This window comes from Priestia flexa NBRC 15715 (assembly GCF_001591565.1).
Taxonomy (GTDB): domain Bacteria; phylum Bacillota; class Bacilli; order Bacillales; family Bacillaceae_H; genus Priestia; species Priestia flexa.
This window is the reverse complement of sequence record NZ_BCVD01000008.1, coordinates 23897-43476: the sequence shown is the minus strand read 5'-3', so window position 1 is coordinate 43476 and position 19580 is coordinate 23897. Positions and strand designations below refer to the sequence as shown.

Annotated in this window: 15 protein-coding genes; all 15 read right to left on the bottom strand. The window is 38.4% G+C overall.

Annotated features, from left to right (window positions below; all coding sequences use genetic code 11):
* Positions 1 to 173: 173 nt before the first annotated feature.
* The gene (ftsZ, locus tag BFL01S_RS02825; protein WP_025908844.1) at positions 174 to 1331 is read right to left on the bottom strand and encodes a cell division protein FtsZ; all 1158 of its coding nucleotides are present in this window, start codon (positions 1329 to 1331) and stop codon (positions 174 to 176) included.
* Between the two features lie 41 nt (positions 1332 to 1372).
* The gene (ftsA, locus tag BFL01S_RS02820) at positions 1373 to 2677 is read right to left on the bottom strand and encodes a cell division protein FtsA (protein ID WP_025908843.1); all 1305 of its coding nucleotides are present in this window, start codon (positions 2675 to 2677) and stop codon (positions 1373 to 1375) included.
* Between the two features lie 377 nt (positions 2678 to 3054).
* Positions 3055 to 3828: a cell division protein FtsQ/DivIB gene (locus BFL01S_RS02815; protein WP_061784805.1), complete on the bottom strand. Its 774-nt coding sequence runs from the start codon at positions 3826 to 3828 to the stop codon at positions 3055 to 3057.
* A gap of 131 nt (positions 3829 to 3959) precedes the next feature.
* Positions 3960 to 4865 carry a UDP-N-acetylmuramate dehydrogenase gene (gene murB / locus BFL01S_RS02810; protein ID WP_025908841.1) on the bottom strand — a complete coding sequence of 302 codons (906 nt, stop codon included), beginning with the start codon at positions 4863 to 4865 and terminating at the stop codon, positions 3960 to 3962.
* Between the two features lie 381 nt (positions 4866 to 5246).
* Positions 5247 to 6353, bottom strand: a complete 1107-nt coding sequence (gene spoVE, locus BFL01S_RS02805; RefSeq protein ID WP_061784804.1) for a stage V sporulation protein E — start codon at positions 6351 to 6353, stop codon at positions 5247 to 5249.
* A gap of 54 nt (positions 6354 to 6407) precedes the next feature.
* The gene (gene murD / locus BFL01S_RS02800; protein WP_061784803.1) at positions 6408 to 7757 is read right to left on the bottom strand and encodes a UDP-N-acetylmuramoyl-L-alanine--D-glutamate ligase; all 1350 of its coding nucleotides are present in this window, start codon (positions 7755 to 7757) and stop codon (positions 6408 to 6410) included.
* On the bottom strand, positions 7758 to 8732 hold the full coding sequence (mraY, locus tag BFL01S_RS02795; RefSeq protein WP_025908838.1) for a phospho-N-acetylmuramoyl-pentapeptide-transferase: 975 nt from the start codon (positions 8730 to 8732) through the stop codon (positions 7758 to 7760).
* A gap of 58 nt (positions 8733 to 8790) precedes the next feature.
* Positions 8791 to 10260 carry a UDP-N-acetylmuramoyl-L-alanyl-D-glutamate--2,6-diaminopimelate ligase gene (locus BFL01S_RS02790; protein ID WP_061784802.1) on the bottom strand — a complete coding sequence of 490 codons (1470 nt, stop codon included), beginning with the start codon at positions 10258 to 10260 and terminating at the stop codon, positions 8791 to 8793.
* A 230-nt stretch (positions 10261 to 10490) separates the two neighbouring features.
* Entirely contained in the window at positions 10491 to 12407 is a 1917-nt protein-coding gene (locus BFL01S_RS02785) for a stage V sporulation protein D (protein ID WP_061784801.1), read from the bottom strand.
* A 68-nt stretch (positions 12408 to 12475) separates the two neighbouring features.
* Positions 12476 to 14752 (bottom strand): penicillin-binding protein, encoded by a 2277-nt coding sequence (locus BFL01S_RS02780; protein WP_061784800.1) that lies wholly within the window; start codon positions 14750 to 14752, stop codon positions 12476 to 12478.
* Positions 14753 to 14756: 4 nt separating this feature from the next.
* Positions 14757 to 15116 (bottom strand): cell division protein FtsL, encoded by a 360-nt coding sequence (ftsL, locus tag BFL01S_RS02775; protein ID WP_025908834.1) that lies wholly within the window; start codon positions 15114 to 15116, stop codon positions 14757 to 14759.
* 36 nt (positions 15117 to 15152) lie between these two features.
* Positions 15153 to 16088: a 16S rRNA (cytosine(1402)-N(4))-methyltransferase RsmH gene (gene rsmH / locus BFL01S_RS02770; protein ID WP_025908833.1), complete on the bottom strand. Its 936-nt coding sequence runs from the start codon at positions 16086 to 16088 to the stop codon at positions 15153 to 15155.
* A 332-nt stretch (positions 16089 to 16420) separates the two neighbouring features.
* Positions 16421 to 18043, bottom strand: coding sequence for a bacillithiol biosynthesis cysteine-adding enzyme BshC (gene bshC / locus BFL01S_RS02765; RefSeq protein WP_061784799.1), 1623 nt, complete (start codon positions 18041 to 18043; stop codon positions 16421 to 16423).
* Between the two features lie 88 nt (positions 18044 to 18131).
* A complete protein-coding gene (locus BFL01S_RS02760; protein WP_061784798.1) occupies positions 18132 to 18515 on the bottom strand; it encodes a DUF3397 domain-containing protein in 384 nt (127 codons plus the stop codon).
* Between the two features lie 6 nt (positions 18516 to 18521).
* A complete protein-coding gene (locus tag BFL01S_RS02755) occupies positions 18522 to 19421 on the bottom strand; it encodes a 2-dehydropantoate 2-reductase (protein ID WP_061784797.1) in 900 nt (299 codons plus the stop codon).
* Positions 19422 to 19580 lie beyond the last annotated feature (159 nt).

The window sequence follows — 19580 nt, the reverse complement described above, 5'->3', positions numbered from 1 at the left end:
TTTTGTTAAAAATTAGTATAAAGCATAATCTAGTAGAAAGTCTGTCATTTCATGGGGGGAAACAAGCAGTATTTTTGAGGAAATAATCCGATATTTGTCATTCTTTATCTATTGAGCAAAGAATAAAGAAAAAAGAAAAACGCGCTGATCTCTTTTAAGATCAGCACGTTTTTTTAGCGTCTACGATTTCGGTTACGTAAGAACGTTGGAATATCTAAAGCATCATCTGATGATTGAGGCTGCGTTGGGCGAGAATATTCTTGTTGAACAGGCTCTTCACGCTTCACTTCACGCTTTGGCGGAGCCACAGGCTGTTGCTGTTGCTGCACACGGTTAGCTGTTAAAGATGGTCGTCCTGGCTTACCTTGAGACAGGTCTTGATCACTAAAGCCTGTTGCAATAACAGTAACAACAATTTCGTCTTTCAGGTTTTCATTGATAACAGAACCGAAAATCATGTTTACTTCTTGGTCTGATGCAGAAGCAACAATGTCAGCCGCCTCTTGAACTTCATAAAGGCTTAAGTTTGTTCCACCTGTAATGTTCATCAGTACACCTTGAGCACCGTCAATAGACGTTTCAAGTAATGGACTTGAAATAGCTTTTTTGGCTGCCTCAGCCGCACGATTTTCACCTGTTGCAATACCGATTCCCATTAAAGCAGAACCCTTGTTAGACATAATTGTTTTTACATCAGCAAAGTCTAAGTTAATAAGTCCAGGTACCGCGATTAAATCAGAGATACCTTGTACACCTTGACGTAGCACATTATCTGCTTCACGGAATGCTTCCAGCATTGGCGTGTTTTTATCTACAATCTCTAATAAGCGATCGTTTGGAATAACGATTAGCGTATCGACAGCTTCTTTCATAGAAGCGATACCACCAGCTGCTTGCGTAGAACGTTTACGCCCCTCAAATGTGAACGGACGTGTGACAACGCCTACTGTTAAAGCGCCGAGTTCTCTTGCGATTTGAGCAATAACAGGAGCAGCACCAGTTCCTGTTCCACCACCCATACCTGCAGTAACGAACACCATATCTGCACCTTTTAAAGCTTCTTGAATTTGTTCTTTACTTTCTTCCGCTGCTTTTTTTCCTACTTCCGGATTGGCTCCAGCACCAAGACCGCGAGTAAGCTTAGCGCCGATTTGCATTTTTGTTTCTGCTTTTGATAAATTTAACGCTTGGGCATCTGTGTTAACCGCAATAAACTCTACGCCTTGAACACCGTGTTCAATCATACGGTTTACTGCGTTGTTACCGCCGCCCCCTACACCGATTACTTTTATCGTTGCTAATTGGTCTACACTTGTATCAAACTCCAACATGATAGTTCCTCCTAATTCATCGAAATTACCAATCCGTAACGTTAATCAAAGAAGTATCCAAAAAACTTCTTCATTAAATTTTGGTCATTTTTCTTTTTTGGCTTCTCATTTGACTGCTGTGGCTGCGCTTGTTGCTGCTGAGGTTTCGCTGCTGGAACAAACTCTTCCTCAAATACTTGCTCTTCCACAACTGGGGCTCCAATTTCACGCCCTTGAATTTTTGCATTTTTATAAGCGAACTTAATGAGACCTACACCCGTTGTGTAATGCGGCTCACGAACTCCAATATAATCAGGTACAGCAATGCGCACATTGTTTTTTAACACAACTTGTGCTAGCTCTAAAATGCCTGGCATTGCTACAACACCACCTGTTAGAACAAAACCACCAGGAATATCTTTGTATCCTAAACGGTTCACTTCCTGCGTTATCATCTCAAAGATCTCTTCTAATCTAGCTTCAATAATATCAGAGATTTCGAGTTGATTAAACTGCTGGTGCTGATCGCTACCAATAATAGGTACGCTAAATACCTCTTCTTCTGATGCATGGTCATAGAAAGCATGTCCATGCTTAATTTTAATAGCTTCTGCATCTTCTGTTGATGTTCGAAGCCCAATTGATAAGTCTTTTGTAATATGTTCTCCACCAATTGCTACTACGGTCGTCACTTTTAAATGCCCTTGATCGAAGATAGCAATAGTAGTAGAGCCTCCGCCGATATCAACCAGTGCAACTCCTAGGTTTTTTTCATCGCGAGACAAAGCAATTGAACCAGAGGCAAGTGGCTGTAAGCAAATATCACTGATTTCTAAACCGGCTCTCTCTACACAGCGTAATAAGTTATGTAACACCGTTCTAGACCCCGTAATAATTGTGCCTTCCATTTCTAAGCGTACGCCAATCATCCCACGAGGATCATTAATTCCCTCTAATCCATCTACGATAAACTGCTTCGGAATAACATCAATGATTTCACGATCAGGTGGAATGGACATAACTTGTGCTGCATCAATTACTCGGTGAATATCTTCATTAGCAATTTCACGATTTTCACTTGATACCGCCACGACACCGTGACAATCTTGTAAAAACACATGGTTCCCACTAATGCCCACGACTACCTTTTTAATTGTAATGCCAACCATTCTTTCAGCTTGTTCTATTGCTTTTCTAATTGATTGAACTGTTGCGTCTATATCAACGATAGAACCTTTTTTCAACCCGTGTGACTTTACATTCCCCACACCAATGATATTCAATGAATCGTTACTCATCTCTCCGATGATTACTTTCACACTGGATGTACCGATGTCTAAACTAACGTATATTTCATTGCTGTTCATTCTTTGGCACCTCCTTTTACATTCTACACATCTTTACTACTTTGACGTCAGAAGAACAACAAACTTTCGATTTAGCTTTTATTATATGAAAATATTCAACAAACTAAGCTTTTTCCCTTTTGTAAATTCAATTTTTTTCGACTTTTTCATGTTAGTCTTTCAATTTCATTCAATTAATTGATTCAAATACGTTTTTATACCGAACGTATATTTTTTCATAGAATAACTATTTACTATAACTATAAGTCTACACCATGAATGAAAGCTAGAAAAGCGAAATTTCAACGTTTCCCTAATTATGTTATCTTTTTTAACACATTAAGGTTATATCACGTTCTTCACTCGCTGTTACAGCCATCAAACGAAAGGGTTGACGGCTATTCATCGCTTTTCTGTTCATTTTTCTTATAGGGTGTAAAAGAGTTTCCTTCCAAATCAATTACGCCTTGTTGTTCTGGCGTTAACTCTTTTACAATAGCTGGATAGTACACAATTTTTTCCGAGAAATTTTTTATCTTTGCACTCACTTCTCTACCATCGTTCATAAACACTTCAACTTGGAGAGGTTCTGCTTTAGTAGGCATATAGTAAATCTCTGAAATAGAACTTGCAAGGCTTACCGGCGTCTTGGCTAGTTCCTGTACCATCTCTTGAATAGCTTCCGGGTCATTCCATTCTACAAGCAAAGGAGCACTTGATATCATTTCGCTACTTTTGATTGCTTTAAGAACTTTTCCATTTTCATTGACGGGGAAATATGTACCGTTTGAAAATACGTATGCTGTGCGCTCGTATTCTTTCACTTTAATTGTTACCTTATTAGGAAAGCTTTTAATAATCGTCGCTGTTTGAATTTCAGGATGCTTTTCTACCAGCTCGCTTACCTGATCTTTATCGACTTCCCAATAGCTTGTTTTATTTGTTAGGTTGCTTGCTTTTATAACATCCTTACTACCCACATATTCGTTCCCTATAACTTCAATTTTTGAAATATTACTTAGGGATGATTGCGAATATACAATGAATAGAATAAGGATGAAAAAGAGTGATAAATAAAAGATAAGCCGCCTATTTGTTTTATGCTTACGCTGCTCTTTGAGCTTAGGCACGCGATCTTCAAGAACAATTAACTTGCTTTTATCTTTATCCATTTTGTTTCACCCTTACCCTGTTGAGAAAGCGCCCTGCTTTCCCTCACTCATTTTCCCATTTTCTTGTTAGAATACCTTGATTATAGCATAGAATCAAGGTCCATCCCCTTAGTTTTTGCATCGTTTTGTTATTAACGACCTATTATTTCTACTTCTGTATGCATGTCAATGTCAAAGCGTTCTTTGATTGTTTTTTTTACATGATCAATCAATGCCAAGACATCGCTTGCCGTGCCGTTACCCGTATTTACAATGAAGTTACCGTGCATTTCACTAATTTGGGCTCCACCAATTGAATAACCTTTTAAGCCAGACTTCTCAATTAGATCTCCCGCATAGTTTGGTAGTGGGTTTCTGAAAATACTACCTGCACAAGGGAAGTTCCAAGGCTGTGTTTCACGACGATAATCTTTGTTCTTTTGCATAACTCCTACGATTTCATCGCGAGTTCCTTTCTTTAGCTGTAGAACTGCCTGCACGCAAACCCCTGGGCGCTCTTTTTGTAAAATTGAGTTGCGATAAGAAAACTTCATCTCTTTATTTGAAAGCCATTCTAACGTTCCGTCTTCAAATAAAATATACGCTTTTTCTAGTATTTGTGACATATCAGAACCGTGAGCACCTGCATTCATGTAGACTGCACCGCCCACTGAACCTGGAATACCACTTGAAAACTCAAGGCCTGATAAACCCTGCTTTGTAATAACAGTAGCAAGTTTAATGCTAGGGTAGCCTCCTCCTACTGTAACGCGCTCTCCGTCAATTTGTAAATCATCAAGTCCTGCTCCTAACTTAATGACAACACCTTCAATTCCTTTATCCGATACCAATAGGTTAGAGCCGCGTCCAATAGCTCTCCACTTCACGTTATGTTTACGAATAATGTCCATTGCTATTTTTAGATTTTCTACAGAGCTTGGTTCCAAAAGTACATCGGCAGGTCCACCAATCTTCATTGTTGTATGTTTGGACAACGGTTCATTTTCACGAACTCTTCCAATATTTAATTCCATTAATTCTTTTACTAAAGCTTCCATAAGAACCTCCTACTAACCATTTTTACTGTTGTCATCCATCATTACATTTATTTATCGTATGACATTCACCTAAAGAATGTACGTCTATTTTAGATTTTAGTGAAGCTTTCAATATTATTTTATCAATTGTTTTAATATATTTCATGCAATAACCTATGTAAACAGGATTTGCTAGCTTATTATAAAAAAATACTCAATCTTTCACATCATATCATAGTTGACAGTAGATTTGGTTATGACAACATTACATTTTTAAAACATTTCATTCAAAAATATCATACACCTGTAAAGAAACAAAATAAACCGCCAATTAACACCTATTTTTCATAGGTTTCATTGACGGTTTATCATTAGGTTTATCGTTAAGTTAATATGGTATCTTTAATAGCGAGAGTAGCGACTAACATTCAGCAATACTCCTACTGCAGCAAGCATTAAAGTCAGTGAAGAACCTCCATAACTTAGAAACGGCAGTGTAATACCGGTAACTGGCATCAATCCAGTTACTACTCCAATATTAATCATAACCTGAATGGCAATCATTGAAATAATCCCAAGTGCTAAGAAACTACCGTATAGATCGGGCGCACCTAGCGCTACTCGTATACCACGCCATAATAACAAGCTAAATAGTACTAAAACCAATGAGCCTCCGATAAAACCAAGCTCTTCTGACAGAATTGCAAAGATAAAATCTGTCTGAGGCTCTGGTAAGTAGAAAAACTTCTGCCGGCTTTGCCCCAACCCTAATCCTAAAAGTCCTCCTGGCCCAATTGCATATAAGGACTGAATAATTTGAAAGCCGCTTCCTAACGGATCTTCCCATGGATCTAAAAACGAAGTGATTCGTTTAATTCGATAAGGAGCAGATAATACAAGTACAACAAATCCTCCTATGCCAAGTAAACCCAGGCCTACAAAGTGACTAATACGAGCCCCTGAGACAAAAATCATAACGATACATGTTCCCACTAGTACTGTTCCTGTTCCTAAATCTGGCTGAAGCATAATGATACCAAAAGCCAGGAACACAAAAGATAAAGCTGGTACCATCCCTTTTTTAAAGGATGTTATGTTCTTTTGATTTTCCGATAAATATTTGGCTAAAAAGGTAATCATTGCAAATTTCATAAATTCCGAGGGCTGAATTGAAAAAGCGCCTACCCCAATCCAACTTTGAGAACCGTTCCTTACCAAACCTACACCCGGAATTAAAACCAATATTAATAGTACAAAACAAATAATGACAAGCGTTTTGGACCACGTTCGCCATGTCCAATAGTCAATGTTCATAATGACAAACATAGCGCATATACCTAACCCAGCAAATAAAAGCTGACGCTTGGCAAAAAAGAATGAATCCTCAAACTTATATGTAGCCCATACTGCGCTTGCACTGTAAACCATAATAAGCCCAATCGTTAAAAGTGATAGTGTAACGATTATAAGAAAAAAATCTGGCGTAGACCTTTTCGTCGACAATGTCATGCACCTCGAAACAATAGATTAGGGCTCTTGTTTTCTAGGTGTCTAGACAAGCCCTTATTTCAGTTTATGCACAGACTTGATAAACATGTCTCCACGTTCTTCAAAAGTTTTGAACTGATCCCAGCTTGCACAAGCCGGAGATAATAGTACAACATCATCTTCTTCTGAACAGTCATATGCTTCAATTACTGCTTGTTTAACATTATCGACACGTTTAACCACTTGTATTCCTGCTTCTTTTGCGACGCGCTCAATTTTTGGTGCGGTTTCACCAAATGTAATGACAGCTTTCACATGTTCCAAGGATGGTTTTAATTCATCGAATTCATTACCTCGGTCCAATCCACCGGCTAATAAAATGGTCGGCTGTGTAAAAGCAGACAGCGCTACTGTTGTTGCCAATATATTGGTAGCTTTAGAGTCGTTGTAGAATTTACGCTTGTTAATGGTTGTCACATACTGAACGCGATGTTTAACGCCTGCAAACGTTGTAAGCACTCGATATATCGCTTCGTTTGAACAACCCAACAGCTTAACGACCGCAATTGCAGCTAAAATATTTTCTAAATTATGCTTACCTGGTAAAACAACATCTTTTACATTCATAACCGCTTCGTTACAGAAATATAGCTGGTTGTTTAGCAGGTATGCACCATCTTTTACTTCTTCTTTAACAGAAAACGGCACAATTTGTGCAGCAATACCTTCGCTTACTTTCCTCACTTCTGCATCATCCATGTTAACCACAGCAAAATCATCTTGTGTTTGATTTTTAAAGATATTGGCTTTCGCTTGCGCATACTCTTCCTTCGTACCGTGATAATCTAAGTGCGCTTCAAATAGGTTCAAAAATAAAGAAATCTTGGGTTTAAAAGTTTCAATGCCCATCAATTGAAATGAAGAAAGTTCCGTTACAATAACGTTTTCTGACTTTGCTTCCTGCGCCACTTCACAAGCCACTGTACCAATATTACCTGCAATTAGCGGGTTTTTACGATCTTCTTCTAGCATTTTATAAATTAACGTAGTGGTTGTTGTTTTTCCGTTACTCCCCGTAATCCCTATGAAAGGCGCTTCGCTAACTTGATATGCTAGTTCTACTTCAGTAATAATTGAGAGCTTGCGCTTTAATGCTTCCTGAAGAAGAGGGTTAGAATACGGAATCCCTGGGTTTTTTATAATTACATCCACACCATCAAGTAGCTCTAATGGGTGATGACCACAAATCACCTTAATGCCAATAGCTTCAAGTTCCTGAGCTGCATCATTTTCATCATATGGTTTCTGATCGTTCACAACCACTTTCGCCCCTAGACTCTTTACAAGTTTTGCTGCTGCTAAACCACTTTTTGCAAGCCCTAAAATAAGTACTTGTTTATTTTGATAACCATCAATTGTTTTCACTTATATCCACACCTCAATGTAAATTCCAAGCATTGCAAACAATAATCCTACAGCCCAAAATGTCATAACGACGCGCCACTCGGACCAACCGCTTAGCTCATAGTGATGATGTAATGGACTCATTTTGAAAACGCGTCTGCCCGTTGTTTTAAATGATGCTACCTGAATCATAACGGATAACGTCTCGATAACAAAAACACCGCCAATGATAACAAGTAAAAATTCCATTTTCATTAAAATTGCAATCGTTGCAATAGCTCCACCTAAAGCTAGTGAGCCTGTGTCTCCCATGAACACTTTTGCTGGATATGCGTTAAATACTAAAAAGCCTAAAACTGCGCCTACAACAGCGACTGAAAAAATAGAAATCTCCAATTGACCTGCATTCCATGCTAAAACAGCAAAGGCACCAAAGGAAATCGCGCTTGTACCTGATACTAAACCGTCTAGACCATCTGTTAAGTTTACTGCGTTTGAGAAGCCGACCAACCAGATAATTAAGAAGATAACATAAAACCACCCAAGATCAATTGGCGTTGGAATTCCCGGAATCGTTACTTCAGTTGAAAATTCAAATTGTCTAGCGATGAAATAAAAAATAATCGCAATAACCACTTGCCCTAAAAACTTTTGCTTTGATGTTAGACCTAAATTTCGCTTTAATACCACTTTAATAAAATCATCTAAAAACCCTAACAATCCAAAACCAATTGTTACAAATAACAGCAGGAACGTACGATACGTTACCTCTGCATATTGATTAGCCATGATTAGCGTTGCCACAATGATTGATAGTAAAATCATGATCCCGCCCATTGTAGGCGTTCCTGATTTTTTCTGGTGTGATTTTGGTCCTTCATCGCGAATACTTTGACCAAACTTTAATCTTCGTAAAAACGGAATGAATACCGGCGACAATAAAACCGTAATGAGGAAGGCTAAGCCGATGGTTAATAAAATAGCTGGCTCTAGCATGTCATTCCCTCCTCATTTAATGTATTGATGTTTCCTAGTTTTTGTTTCAAACAATTCATTACAAATTTCGCTCCCTAATCATTTTACGTGCTACTTCACGATCATCAAAATCCAGAACTTGATTACCAACAATTTGATAAGTCTCATGCCCTTTTCCTGCAATGACAATAACATCATCTTTCTGAGCTTTTGATACCGCAAATTTGATGGCTTCTGCTCGGTCAACAATCGTAACGAAATTATCTGTTTTAATCCCTTGTTCCATATCATGTAAAATGGCTTCTGGATCTTCACTTCTTGGGTTATCAGATGTTAAGATAGCCTCCGTACTGTAAGAAGCTGCAATGTTCGCCATAATTGGACGCTTTGTGCGATCACGATCTCCACCGCATCCAACAATAGTATAGATATTATTTGTTGCAAATTGCTTTACCGTTTGCAACACATTTTCCAAGCTATCTGGTGTATGTGCGTAATCAACAATGACCGTAAAATCTTGGTTTTCATTTACTAACTCGAAACGACCAGAGACTCCTTGTAATTTCGTTATTTCCTCGACAATAACGGACAGTGGCATATCCGATACTAAGCAAGCTGCAGTTGCTGCTAGTACGTTATATACGCTAAATTTCCCAACAAGCTGCATCGTTACTTCCACGCTCTCCATAGGAGTTACAAGCGTAAACGTTGTACCACCGTTTGTCATTTTAATATTTTTTGCACGTATATCACTTTCATTATCAATGCCATATGTAATGACTGTAGCTGCCGTGCTGCGAATATATTCTTCTGATGCTTTATCATCCGCGTTTAAAATCGCAAACTTAGGGCGCTTGTCGCTATAATAAGCATTGCCTAATTGAGCAAATAATAGCCCTTTCGCTCGACGATAATCATCCATTGTCTCATGATAATCTAGGTGATCTTGAGTCAGATTTGTAAACACAGCGACATCAAAGTCACATCCGTGCACTCTCCCCATATCAAGCGCGTGTGAAGATACTTCCATCATTGCTACTTCAACATCTTCTTCTACCATTTGTCCAAATGTTTTTTGTAAAGTTAGTGATTCTGGCGTGGTATTTTTCACGTCATACGACTGATCGCCAATACGGATTTCAATTGTACCAATGAGCCCTGTTTTCTTTTGCTGCGCTTTAAACATATGTTCGATCAAATGTGTAGTGGTTGTTTTACCATTTGTTCCCGTTACGCCAATTAAACGTAATTTTTGCGTTGGATGGCCATAAAACGCATCTGCTAACACAGCCATTGCTCTTTTGGTACTCTTGACTAAGATAACAGGTACGTCCACATCAAGCGGACGTTCCGCTAGAATAGCCACGGCACCTTTTTCGACAGCTGTTTGCGCAAAATCGTGTCCATCAACCGTATAACCGTTTACGCAAATAAACAGTGCTCTCGGCTTTACTTCTCTTGAATCCATTTCAATTGAAGTAATTTCAATGTTTTTTTCAGGAATTTGCACGAAGTCATGTAAATGTCCTAATAGCTTTCTTAAATCCATTGTTACCATGTCCTCTCTATGTGTAAAGCGAAATATCACCTTGAACATTTTACAGAAAAAGAAGCCACGAGGGAACTCCCTCAAGGCTTAATTGTCTCAAACATACAAGTAGATAGTTCCACTTATAGTGAATAAAACGAATAGAATAAAAGAGTTGGGTCATGCCATTACTTATTCTATAAAATGAAACATCTTCTATTGTACCACGTAATCACTCATATATATATGACTTAATTACTCATGTATACTCGAATTGTTTCGCCTTCTTTCACCTTCGTTCCAGCCTCCGGTGATTGTTTAATGACCTTTTCCCCTGAACCACTCACATCTAATTTTAAATTAACTAACTGCTCTTGTAACTCTTTTTTTGATAACCCTACAAAATTTGGTACTTTTATCATTGGTGTATCCAGCCACGTCAATTCCTTTTCAATTTGGCCTGTACGAGGTTGTACACCTAACACTGGCAAGCTATCTTCCATAATCTTTCCTACGATTGGTGCAGCAACGACTCCACCAAATTGAGTAGTGCCTTTTGGATTATCTACCGCTACATATACCACTAGTTCGGGATCATCGGCGGGAGCAAATCCAATAAATGAAACAATATGATTATTTTCTAAATACTTTCCATCTTTTGCTTTTTGAGCTGTTCCCGTCTTACCACCGACTCTGTATCCTTCTACAAACGCATTTTTACCTGACCCTTGAGCAACGACGCTCTCAAGAGCAAATCGAACTTGTTTTGATGTTTCTTCAGAAATAACTTTGCGCTTCGCTTCAGGTTCATTTTTCCGAACAACATTTCCGGTTTTGGGATCAACCCATTCCCTAGCAATATAAGGCGTATACAAGGTCCCACCATTTACAGCTGCTGCTACGGCAGCAACTTGTTGAATAGGCGTAACAGCCACCCCTTGACCAAAAGCAGTAGTTGCCTGTTCTACTGGACCAACACGGTCGAGCGGAAATAAAATCCCTCTTGCTTCACCCTGTAAGTCAATACCCGTTTTGTCACCAAAACCAAAGTTACGGATGTATTTAAAAAGCGTGTCTTTCCCTAAACGCTCCCCGAGTTCGACAAAACCTGGGTTACAAGAATTTTGTACAACCTCTAAGAAAGTCTGCTGTCCATGTCCTCCACGCTTCCAGCACCTTAGTTTCGCACCGCCCACTTCTGCAGCTCCATCATCATAAAATTGGTCCTTCAATAAATCAACCTTCTTTTCTTCTAAAGAAGCTGCTAGAGTGATGATTTTAAAAGTGGAACCAGGTTCATACGCACTCCATATCGGAAGGTTACGGTTATAAACATCTGGGTCAACCGTTTGGAAATCAGCAGGGTCAAATGTTGGCCTACTTGACATTCCTAAAATTTCACCCGTTTTAGGATTCATTGCAATAGCAATCATCCCATCTGGGTTATAGGTAGTTTGTGCATTATCGAGCTCTCGCTCAATAATTGTATTTACTCTAGAATCAATGGTTAACCTTAAATCCAGTCCATCAACCGGCTCTGTGTAATCATCTGCAATATTGGGCATTTTCTTTCCTTTTGCATCTGAATAGAGCTTAACTGAACCTTGTTCACCTTTTAACTCCTTATCATAGTAAAGTTCCAAGCCCATTAAACCTTGGTTATCAACTCCCGCAAATCCTAACACATGCGAGAGATAGCTACCGAATGGATAATGGCGCTTAGAATCTTCTGCAATATACACACCTTTTAGATTCAAATTTCTCACTTCATTTGCTTTAGCATGTGAGATTTTACGGCCTTCGGGGCGTAGATAGACGCTAGAAGCGGACTTGGTAATTTGTTCATATACTTTTTCTTTCGTTGTATTTAACACTTTTGCCAGCTGTTCAGCTGTATTTGCCGGATCTTCAACTTGCCTTGGCATAATTAAAACCGTCGGAGCGCTTTTATTCGTAGCTAGTGGTACATCGTTACGATCTAGGATTTTCCCTCTCTCTGGTTCAAAAGGGATATTTCTGCTCCAAAGCCCCTTAGCTTTTTCTGTGAGCGCATCGCCCATGAAAAGTTGTACATACCCAAGCCTTGTGTCAATAATTAAAAAAATTAAAAAACCCGCAATTAAAACTGCTGCTAATCGTTTGCGAACAGTTACTCCTGATACCCGCATATAATAGAACCTCCTCTGAATCGGCTCGTTCCAATATATGCTTGTACACTATTCGATAGAACGTATTTCTAATCAGTTGGTTCAGTTGGTTTTTCGTCTGAACTATCTTGCTCTTCTTTACTTTGAACCTCTTCTTCTTTCTGCTTTACTTCTACAGCTTCCGAAAGGGATTCGGGAGGTTCAAGCTCTACCACTAAATAGCTACCTTCTTTAACAGCTTTACCAGGTTTAATACTTTGAGTCACAACAAAGCCACTGTCTAATGCACTAACTTTTATATTCATAAACTCAGTAAATCGGATCACATCGCGGTGAGACCATCCGGTTATATCGGGCATCGTTGGTGTACCTTTTGTTTGTAAAAATACCTTTTCTCCGCTAATAACGGTGTGAGCTGCTTTAGGAAATTGGTCATCGATGCTTTTGCCTTCTCCAACAATGACAGGCGTTAATCCTTTTGCTTCTAATTCTTTCTTGACGTCACCTACTGATTTACCTTCATAACTATCAAGTTTAATTTCAGAAGATGTGCTTTTTTGCTTCTGCTTTTCTTCATCTGTTTCTTTAGGCTTAACTCCTAACGCTTGTAAGCTATTTTTCATAACCGGATTAAAAATCATCGAAAGCGGAGCTGAACCTGACTCTTGAGGAGTTAGTTTTGGATTTTGGACCGCTACATAAACCACTAGCTCGGGGTCTTTCGCTGGTGCAAACCCCATGAATGAGAATAGGTTTTTACCATGTCCATGCAAATATCCTCCTCCGTTCGGATTTGGTATTTGAGCCGTTCCCGTTTTGCCAGCCACGTCATAGCCTTCAATAGCATACGCTTTTCCAGTACCATCATCCTCAGATACAACACTTTCAAGGATATCAAGTACTTCATTGGCTGTTTTTTTTGAAATAGGTTTCCCTACCACTTCTGGCTTCGTTTCTTTTTTCACCTTGTTCGTTGTACCATCTACAACTTTTTCAATGACGTAAGGCTTCATCATTTTACCATCGTTTGCAATGGCAGTAGCAGCTTGAATTTGCTGAATTGGAGTGAATGCTGACCCCTGACCAAATGCAGTCGTCACTCGATCCCTTGGATATTTAGAAATCAGTTTACTAGAAGCTTCTCCAGGCAAGTCGATTCCCGTTTTTTTCATAAATCCGAAATCCTCTAAGTAATTAAAGAGCCTTTCTGTCCCAAGCTTTTCGTTGGCTAGAATCGCAATGGCAACGTTTGACGAACGTCGAATGCCTTCGTCAAACGTAATGGGTCCCCATCCGTTACCACCGTTATGGTCACGAATTGGCGCATCTTTTTCGCTAACTTTGTAAGCTCCTGATTGATAAATATCCTCTCCGTTATAAACACCTTCTTCAATCGCAGCGGCGAGCGTAAAGATTTTCATTGTAGACCCAAGCTCAAAGCTGTCTTCAATAATAGGGTTTCGATAATTTGTAATATCACGAACGTTTGGGTTAAACGTTGGTCGCGTAGACATTGCTAGAATCTCGCCCGTTTTTGGATTTGCAACTACAGCCATAATGTTATCTGGATCGTATTCCTTTTGAGCGTTTGTCAAAGCATCTTCTACAAACGTTTGAATTTTTTCATCAAGGGTTAAGTAAATATTGTCACCGTTTTTTGGAGGGACAATTGATTCTTTTGGATCTGGAAGCTTAATTCCATTTTGACCAGCTTGATAGAATACTTTTCCATCTTCTTCTGTTAGCTGCTTATCATAGACTTGTTCTATCCCCATTTTCCCAACGATTTTTCCTTCATCATTCTTTTGTGCGTATCCTAAAATGTGAGAGGCAAACACTCCGTTTGGATAAAAACGCTTCGCATCTCGCAAGAACGTAATACCAGGTAACTTAAGCTTTTCAATCTTTTGCTTAGTCGTATTGTTAATATCTCGTCCCCCGGGACCAAGTTCTACTTGAAACGAGCCTTTTTTTACACCTTTATCTAACAAACTCTGTAATTCTTCCTCTTTCATGTTGAGCAACGGCGCTAATTCTTTTGCTGTTTTTTCCGTATTTACTACGTGCTTTGGCTTGTCTTTATCTTTTGTTTGGTCTGGGTCTAAAATTGCTACAACCGTATATGCTCCCGTGTCGTGTGCAATAGCTTCTCCGTTACGATCATAAATCGTTCCACGCTGTCCTTCAATGGTTGTTTCTCTCGTATATTTTTTTTGTGCGATTTCGGCTAAAGCTTGGCCTTCAGCTTTTCCTGTGGCCTGTATATAAAAGAACCTTCCTGTTAATACAAAAAAGAGCAATGCAAATATTACAATTAATATTGCTGCTCCTGTACTAATATTGCTATTTTTCTTAGGCATTTTCATTGGTTCAATTTTCGACTACTTTAACGTTATTTTCGTTTAAACTTAGTCCTAGTTCTTTTGCTTTTGCCCAAATTCGCTCATACGCACTTAGCTCTGTTACCTGAAGCTTCAACTCATTGTTTTTTGTTTCTTGTTTTTGGATGTTTGATTCCAACGCCTGTACTTCTGCATTTGTACTGTAAAGCGTTGCCTGATTAGAAATCATTTGAACTGCACCAAAAAGCATAAGTGCAAGTGTACCTGTATAAACAAACTTTTCACCGACCGAAATCTTTCGTTTCGACTTTTTTACAACTTTACGAACCGGCTGCTTTTGTTGTTCATGTTGCGTGTTAGGTTTAACTTGATACGCTACATTACTCAACACAATCCCCTCCTTTTTTCTCTTTGCCTGTTACGCTTACTTTAATTTCTCAATAATTCTTAACTTCGCAGAACGAGCTCGCTTATTATCAACCACTTCCTCTTCAGAAGGCACAATTGGTTTGCGCGTAATTACCTTCATTTTCGGTTGGAATTCTTCTGGGATAACTGGTAATCCATGTGGAAGCTGTGGGACTGTGCTCGCATTTTTAAATGCTACTTTGCAAATACGATCTTCTAACGAGTGAAAAGTAATAACGCTCACTCGTCCACCAACGCTGATTACGTTCATTGCTTGTTCAACTGCATCTTCAAACACTTGAAGTTCATCGTTTACAGCAATACGAATTGCTTGGAACACACGCTTCGCTGGATGCCCACCCGTTCTACGTGCAGCAGCGGGAATACCGTCTTTGATAATGTCAACAAGTTCCAGAGTTGTTTCAATTGCCTTTTGCTCACGATATGACTCAATTTTTCTAGCAATTTGCTTGGAGAATTTCTCTTCACCATATTGAAAGAAAATCTTCACAAGCTTTTCATAAGGCCATTCATTGATGATATGATAAGCAGAAAGGCTTGAGTTCGTATCCATTCTCATATCAAGAGGGGCATCATGGTGAAAGCTAAAGCCACGCTCCGGGGTATCTAACTGTGGAGATGAAACACCTAAATCAAATAAAACCCCGTCTACTTCTGTGATTCCATGCTCTTCTAATTTTTCTTTTAAATAGCGAAAATTACTTTTTATGAGCGTTACTCGATTTAGATAAGGGGCTAATTTTCCCTTTGCATTTTCAATTGCAATGTCATCTTGATCAAATGCAATTAACCTACCTTCATCAGATAACTTCTTGACGATATATTCACTATGACCTGCTCCGCCAAGCGTACAGTCTACATAAATTCCGTCAGGCTTAATATTTAAGCCTTCTGCTGCTTCTTTTAGCAAAACAGTTGTGTGATTAAACATGTTGACACCTACTTCTTTTTAAACTACTTAATTATGTATAAACACCTTGAAATAAAGGTAAATTTTATACATTTTTAATACCATTTCATTATATATCAAATTTCAACATTTTTTCAGCTATTTATACAAGAATTAAGTAGAATTTTGTCTTTCTGTTACAAAAGGTTTTATTTTGTTAAACACGAGACATATTCCTGGCATAAAAAGTAAGGTGCTACGATGTGTTTTAGAGTTTGTAAAAAAATAACTGTTCAGGATTTGTTTGGTTGCTTTGTGTATGTACACTGTTTCTCTTTTATAAAAGAAAAATCCTGCTTTGCAGCAGGATTTTATTAGAGGTAACAGACCTTTAGATGATGATTAAATTCGACTTCCTCATTGAGTAATTGTGACACGAACTGCATGCCATATTTATTTAAATAATAAGCGACGTTCCAGATTCGTTCTTGAGGAGCTCCATTAGGACGAAGCGCACACTCAATTTTATTGTATTTCGTATGCGTTACATCATGCTTAATGAGCTGTTTAGATTCGACAATTTTTTGAACAGTCTCCATTTGCTTTTGAAGAATTGCTCGATTTTTCAATAGAACTTCTTCAAACGTTTTGTCTTCTTTTTGAACATTTTCACGAAGAGTTTTATGAATTTCTTCTATTTTTTCTTTCGCTTCATTAAAGTATCCTTCATAAGGATTACGAACTTCTGCACGTAGCCATGCTTCTCGCTCTGTAGCTACTCCTTGTACAACTGCTTTTTCTGAATTAATATTTAGTTCTTCTAAATATTTAGCAATGTTACGCTCTACTAACGTATAAGATAGGCGAGGAACAACCGGAGGCATAGTAAAGTTAAAGATATTAAACGCTTGCTGTAACTCTGCCCAATACGCTATTTCACCAGGTCCAGCAACAAAAGCTAATGTTGGAAGCAGATATTCTTGCATTAACGGACGCGTCACTACATTATTGCTTAATAAATGTGGACTTTGCTTTGCAATCTGAATGAGGTTTTCTTTTGAAAAAGACACTTCATCTTGCTTCCCTTTAAAATTCTGAGCTTCATCTCTCTCTAACAAGATACGGTTTCCCTCATGAGAATAGAAAAGATGTGCTGTTTCACTTCCAACGTCAATCACCTTTTTATAGTCATCGCTTAACTTTTTCTGCTGAGCCATAACGGACTGAGAAAGGGCTTCATTTTGCTCGATTAGCTGAATAAAGAACGAGGATTCAATTTTACGCAATTCTTCCGAAGCAGCATCCATTAAAATTAAGCCATACTCCGTAAACAACTTTGTCGTTAAATACGCAAAAAAATCGGTAAAGGTTTGAGATTGCTGAAGCGAGCATTTTAAAAAGGCCAATACTTCTTTTGTATGCTCTGTTTCACCAAACAGTTGAAACAAGCTATCAATCCACTCACTACAGGCTTCTTGGTTTATGTTAACATTGGAAACCATATCTTTGGTTTTCAGCGACTGCTTAAACGTTTTTTTAAGCATTTGCCCTTTTTCTTCCACATAAACATGATTAATTTCAGCAAAATCATGATCTTCTCCTGCAATCCAAAATACTGGTAGTACAGGTACTCCCAGCGCTTCTTCTTGCTGTTTCGCTAACAAAATGATTGAAATAACTTTATGGATTGTGTATAGAGGTCCTGTCAAAAGCCCTGCTTGCTGACCACCTACCACGACAACACTGTCTTGGTCACGAAGCTGTTCAATGTTCTCCAAGGTTTTGTTTGACGCATTTAGCTTCTTATTGAATCCCGTCAAGTACTCAACAAGCTCTTCTCTTGGATGAGTATAGCTTTTCAGATCATGTAAGCGCTCTTTATAAACATCACTTTTATGTATATTGTAATGAAAGTATGACATAGCTTGGTTGCTACCTTGTATATATTCTTCTGTTAACTTGTTCGTTGCTGATAAAGAGACATCTGTAATCTCCATGAAAGAACTTCCTTTCTATAACTAATACTTGTTCAGTTTACCTAGCTTCATTATCCATATTGTTTCTCGACACGTCTAGTAACATGCTTCATAACTTTAATAATTCAAAGATTAGGCCGCTAACAACTAATAACACATGTGAAAACAAAAAGAAAAAGAAGCTGATTCGAAACATCCCTTTTGTCATTCTTTTCAGCTGTAAGTCTTTCTTCACCTGCCAGTTTATAAGCATCACAATCATCGCCAAAACGAGCAGCACTAAAATAATCAGCCACAAAAAAGACTGGTTGAAAATTTGCTTGGCAAAGTAGTGCGTGGATACAATTAAAAAAATTGTTGAGACATATGTAGAGATGTGAACTGCTTTACGCCGATTTTTCATCACTTTTTTGAGTAGAGTGTATAATACAAAAAAACCTACCACTGGCAGCGTGATAAACGTAGCCAAGATGCTTACAACTAAGCTCCCCATTCACGGTCACCTTCCTTCACTTTCACTATCTTCCAACCCTAATATTCCATGATATACAAAGTGGATAATAGGAGTATTAATTTGGCGCTTAGCCGCTTCTTCTAAAATATAGCCTAATATGGATTCAATTTCTGTTTTTCTTTGCTGTTGAAGATCTTTCCTCATTGATGAATGATTTTGAGCTGTTTTTTCACAAACATCTACTACTCGATTCCAATAGGCTGTTGGGTCTTTTAATCGTAACACAGCATGCAGCTCATTAAAAACGGCTTTCGCTGTTTTATAAAAATAGGAATTATGTATGATTTCACCGTTATTCACTCGGTAAAGAGCTGTTAAAGGGTTGATTACTGCATTCACAACAAGCTTTTGAATAAGCATTTCATACCAATCATTCTCCTGCATAAATGCAAACACATCAGAATGAAACCGTTGAAAGGAAATTAAATCCCCTCCTTTAAACAAAGCAACACGCGTGATGCCAACTCCTGAATGAGTCACCACATCATCTGTTTCTTTCATCGCACCATGCTCAACAACTCCTAAATAGATGGTACGCTGAGGAAGACGTTTTGCCAATGTAACATGACTCATTCCATTTTGAAGGAATAATACCGATGTATGCTTTGGAGCCTTCATTAAGTAAGGAATAATATCTTTAATGCTATATTGCTTAACTGCTACCACAATTAGTTCATAATGCACAAAGGCTTCATCAAGTCTTAAAACCTTCGCATCCACCTTTACCTTTTTCACATTTTTTTTACGCTTTAGCGTTATTCCATGTTCACGCACTTGGTCTGCTTGCTCTTTTCTTCTCGTATACAGAGTAACTTGAGCATGATCAGCCAAGTATGCGCTCACCAAAAGGCCGATTGCGCCCCCTCCAATTACTGCTATCTTCATTAGGCTTTCCTCATTCTATTAGTTTGTTTTCTTACCATATACCTAAACCATTCATGAACCATGTAAGATATTGAACACTTACCTTTACATAAGTAGCACAGATTCTATTAGTTTAGCAAACATTTTTAATCATTAAAACAACATCTCTTCACATAAAAA

Coding starts and splice junctions, on each gene's coding strand:
- ftsZ (WP_025908844.1), bottom strand. CDS start 1,331: ATGTTGGAGTTTGATACAAGTGTAGACCAATTAGCAACGATAAAAGTA.
- ftsA (WP_025908843.1), bottom strand. CDS start 2,677: ATGAACAGCAATGAAATATACGTTAGTTTAGACATCGGTACATCCAGT.
- BFL01S_RS02815 (WP_061784805.1), bottom strand. CDS start 3,828: ATGGATAAAGATAAAAGCAAGTTAATTGTTCTTGAAGATCGCGTGCCT.
- murB (WP_025908841.1), bottom strand. CDS start 4,865: ATGGAAGCTTTAGTAAAAGAATTAATGGAATTAAATATTGGAAGAGTT.
- spoVE (WP_061784804.1), bottom strand. CDS start 6,353: ATGACATTGTCGACGAAAAGGTCTACGCCAGATTTTTTTCTTATAATC.
- mraY (WP_025908838.1), bottom strand. CDS start 8,732: ATGCTAGAGCCAGCTATTTTATTAACCATCGGCTTAGCCTTCCTCATT.
- BFL01S_RS02790 (WP_061784802.1), bottom strand. CDS start 10,260: ATGGATTTAAGAAAGCTATTAGGACATTTACATGACTTCGTGCAAATT.
- BFL01S_RS02785 (WP_061784801.1), bottom strand. CDS start 12,407: ATGCGGGTATCAGGAGTAACTGTTCGCAAACGATTAGCAGCAGTTTTA.
- BFL01S_RS02780 (WP_061784800.1), bottom strand. CDS start 14,752: ATGAAAATGCCTAAGAAAAATAGCAATATTAGTACAGGAGCAGCAATA.
- rsmH (WP_025908833.1), bottom strand. CDS start 16,088: ATGTTTAATCACACAACTGTTTTGCTAAAAGAAGCAGCAGAAGGCTTA.
- bshC (WP_061784799.1), bottom strand. CDS start 18,043: ATGGAGATTACAGATGTCTCTTTATCAGCAACGAACAAGTTAACAGAA.
- BFL01S_RS02760 (WP_061784798.1), bottom strand. CDS start 18,515: ATGGGGAGCTTAGTTGTAAGCATCTTGGCTACGTTTATCACGCTGCCA.
- BFL01S_RS02755 (WP_061784797.1), bottom strand. CDS start 19,421: ATGAAGATAGCAGTAATTGGAGGGGGCGCAATCGGCCTTTTGGTGAGC.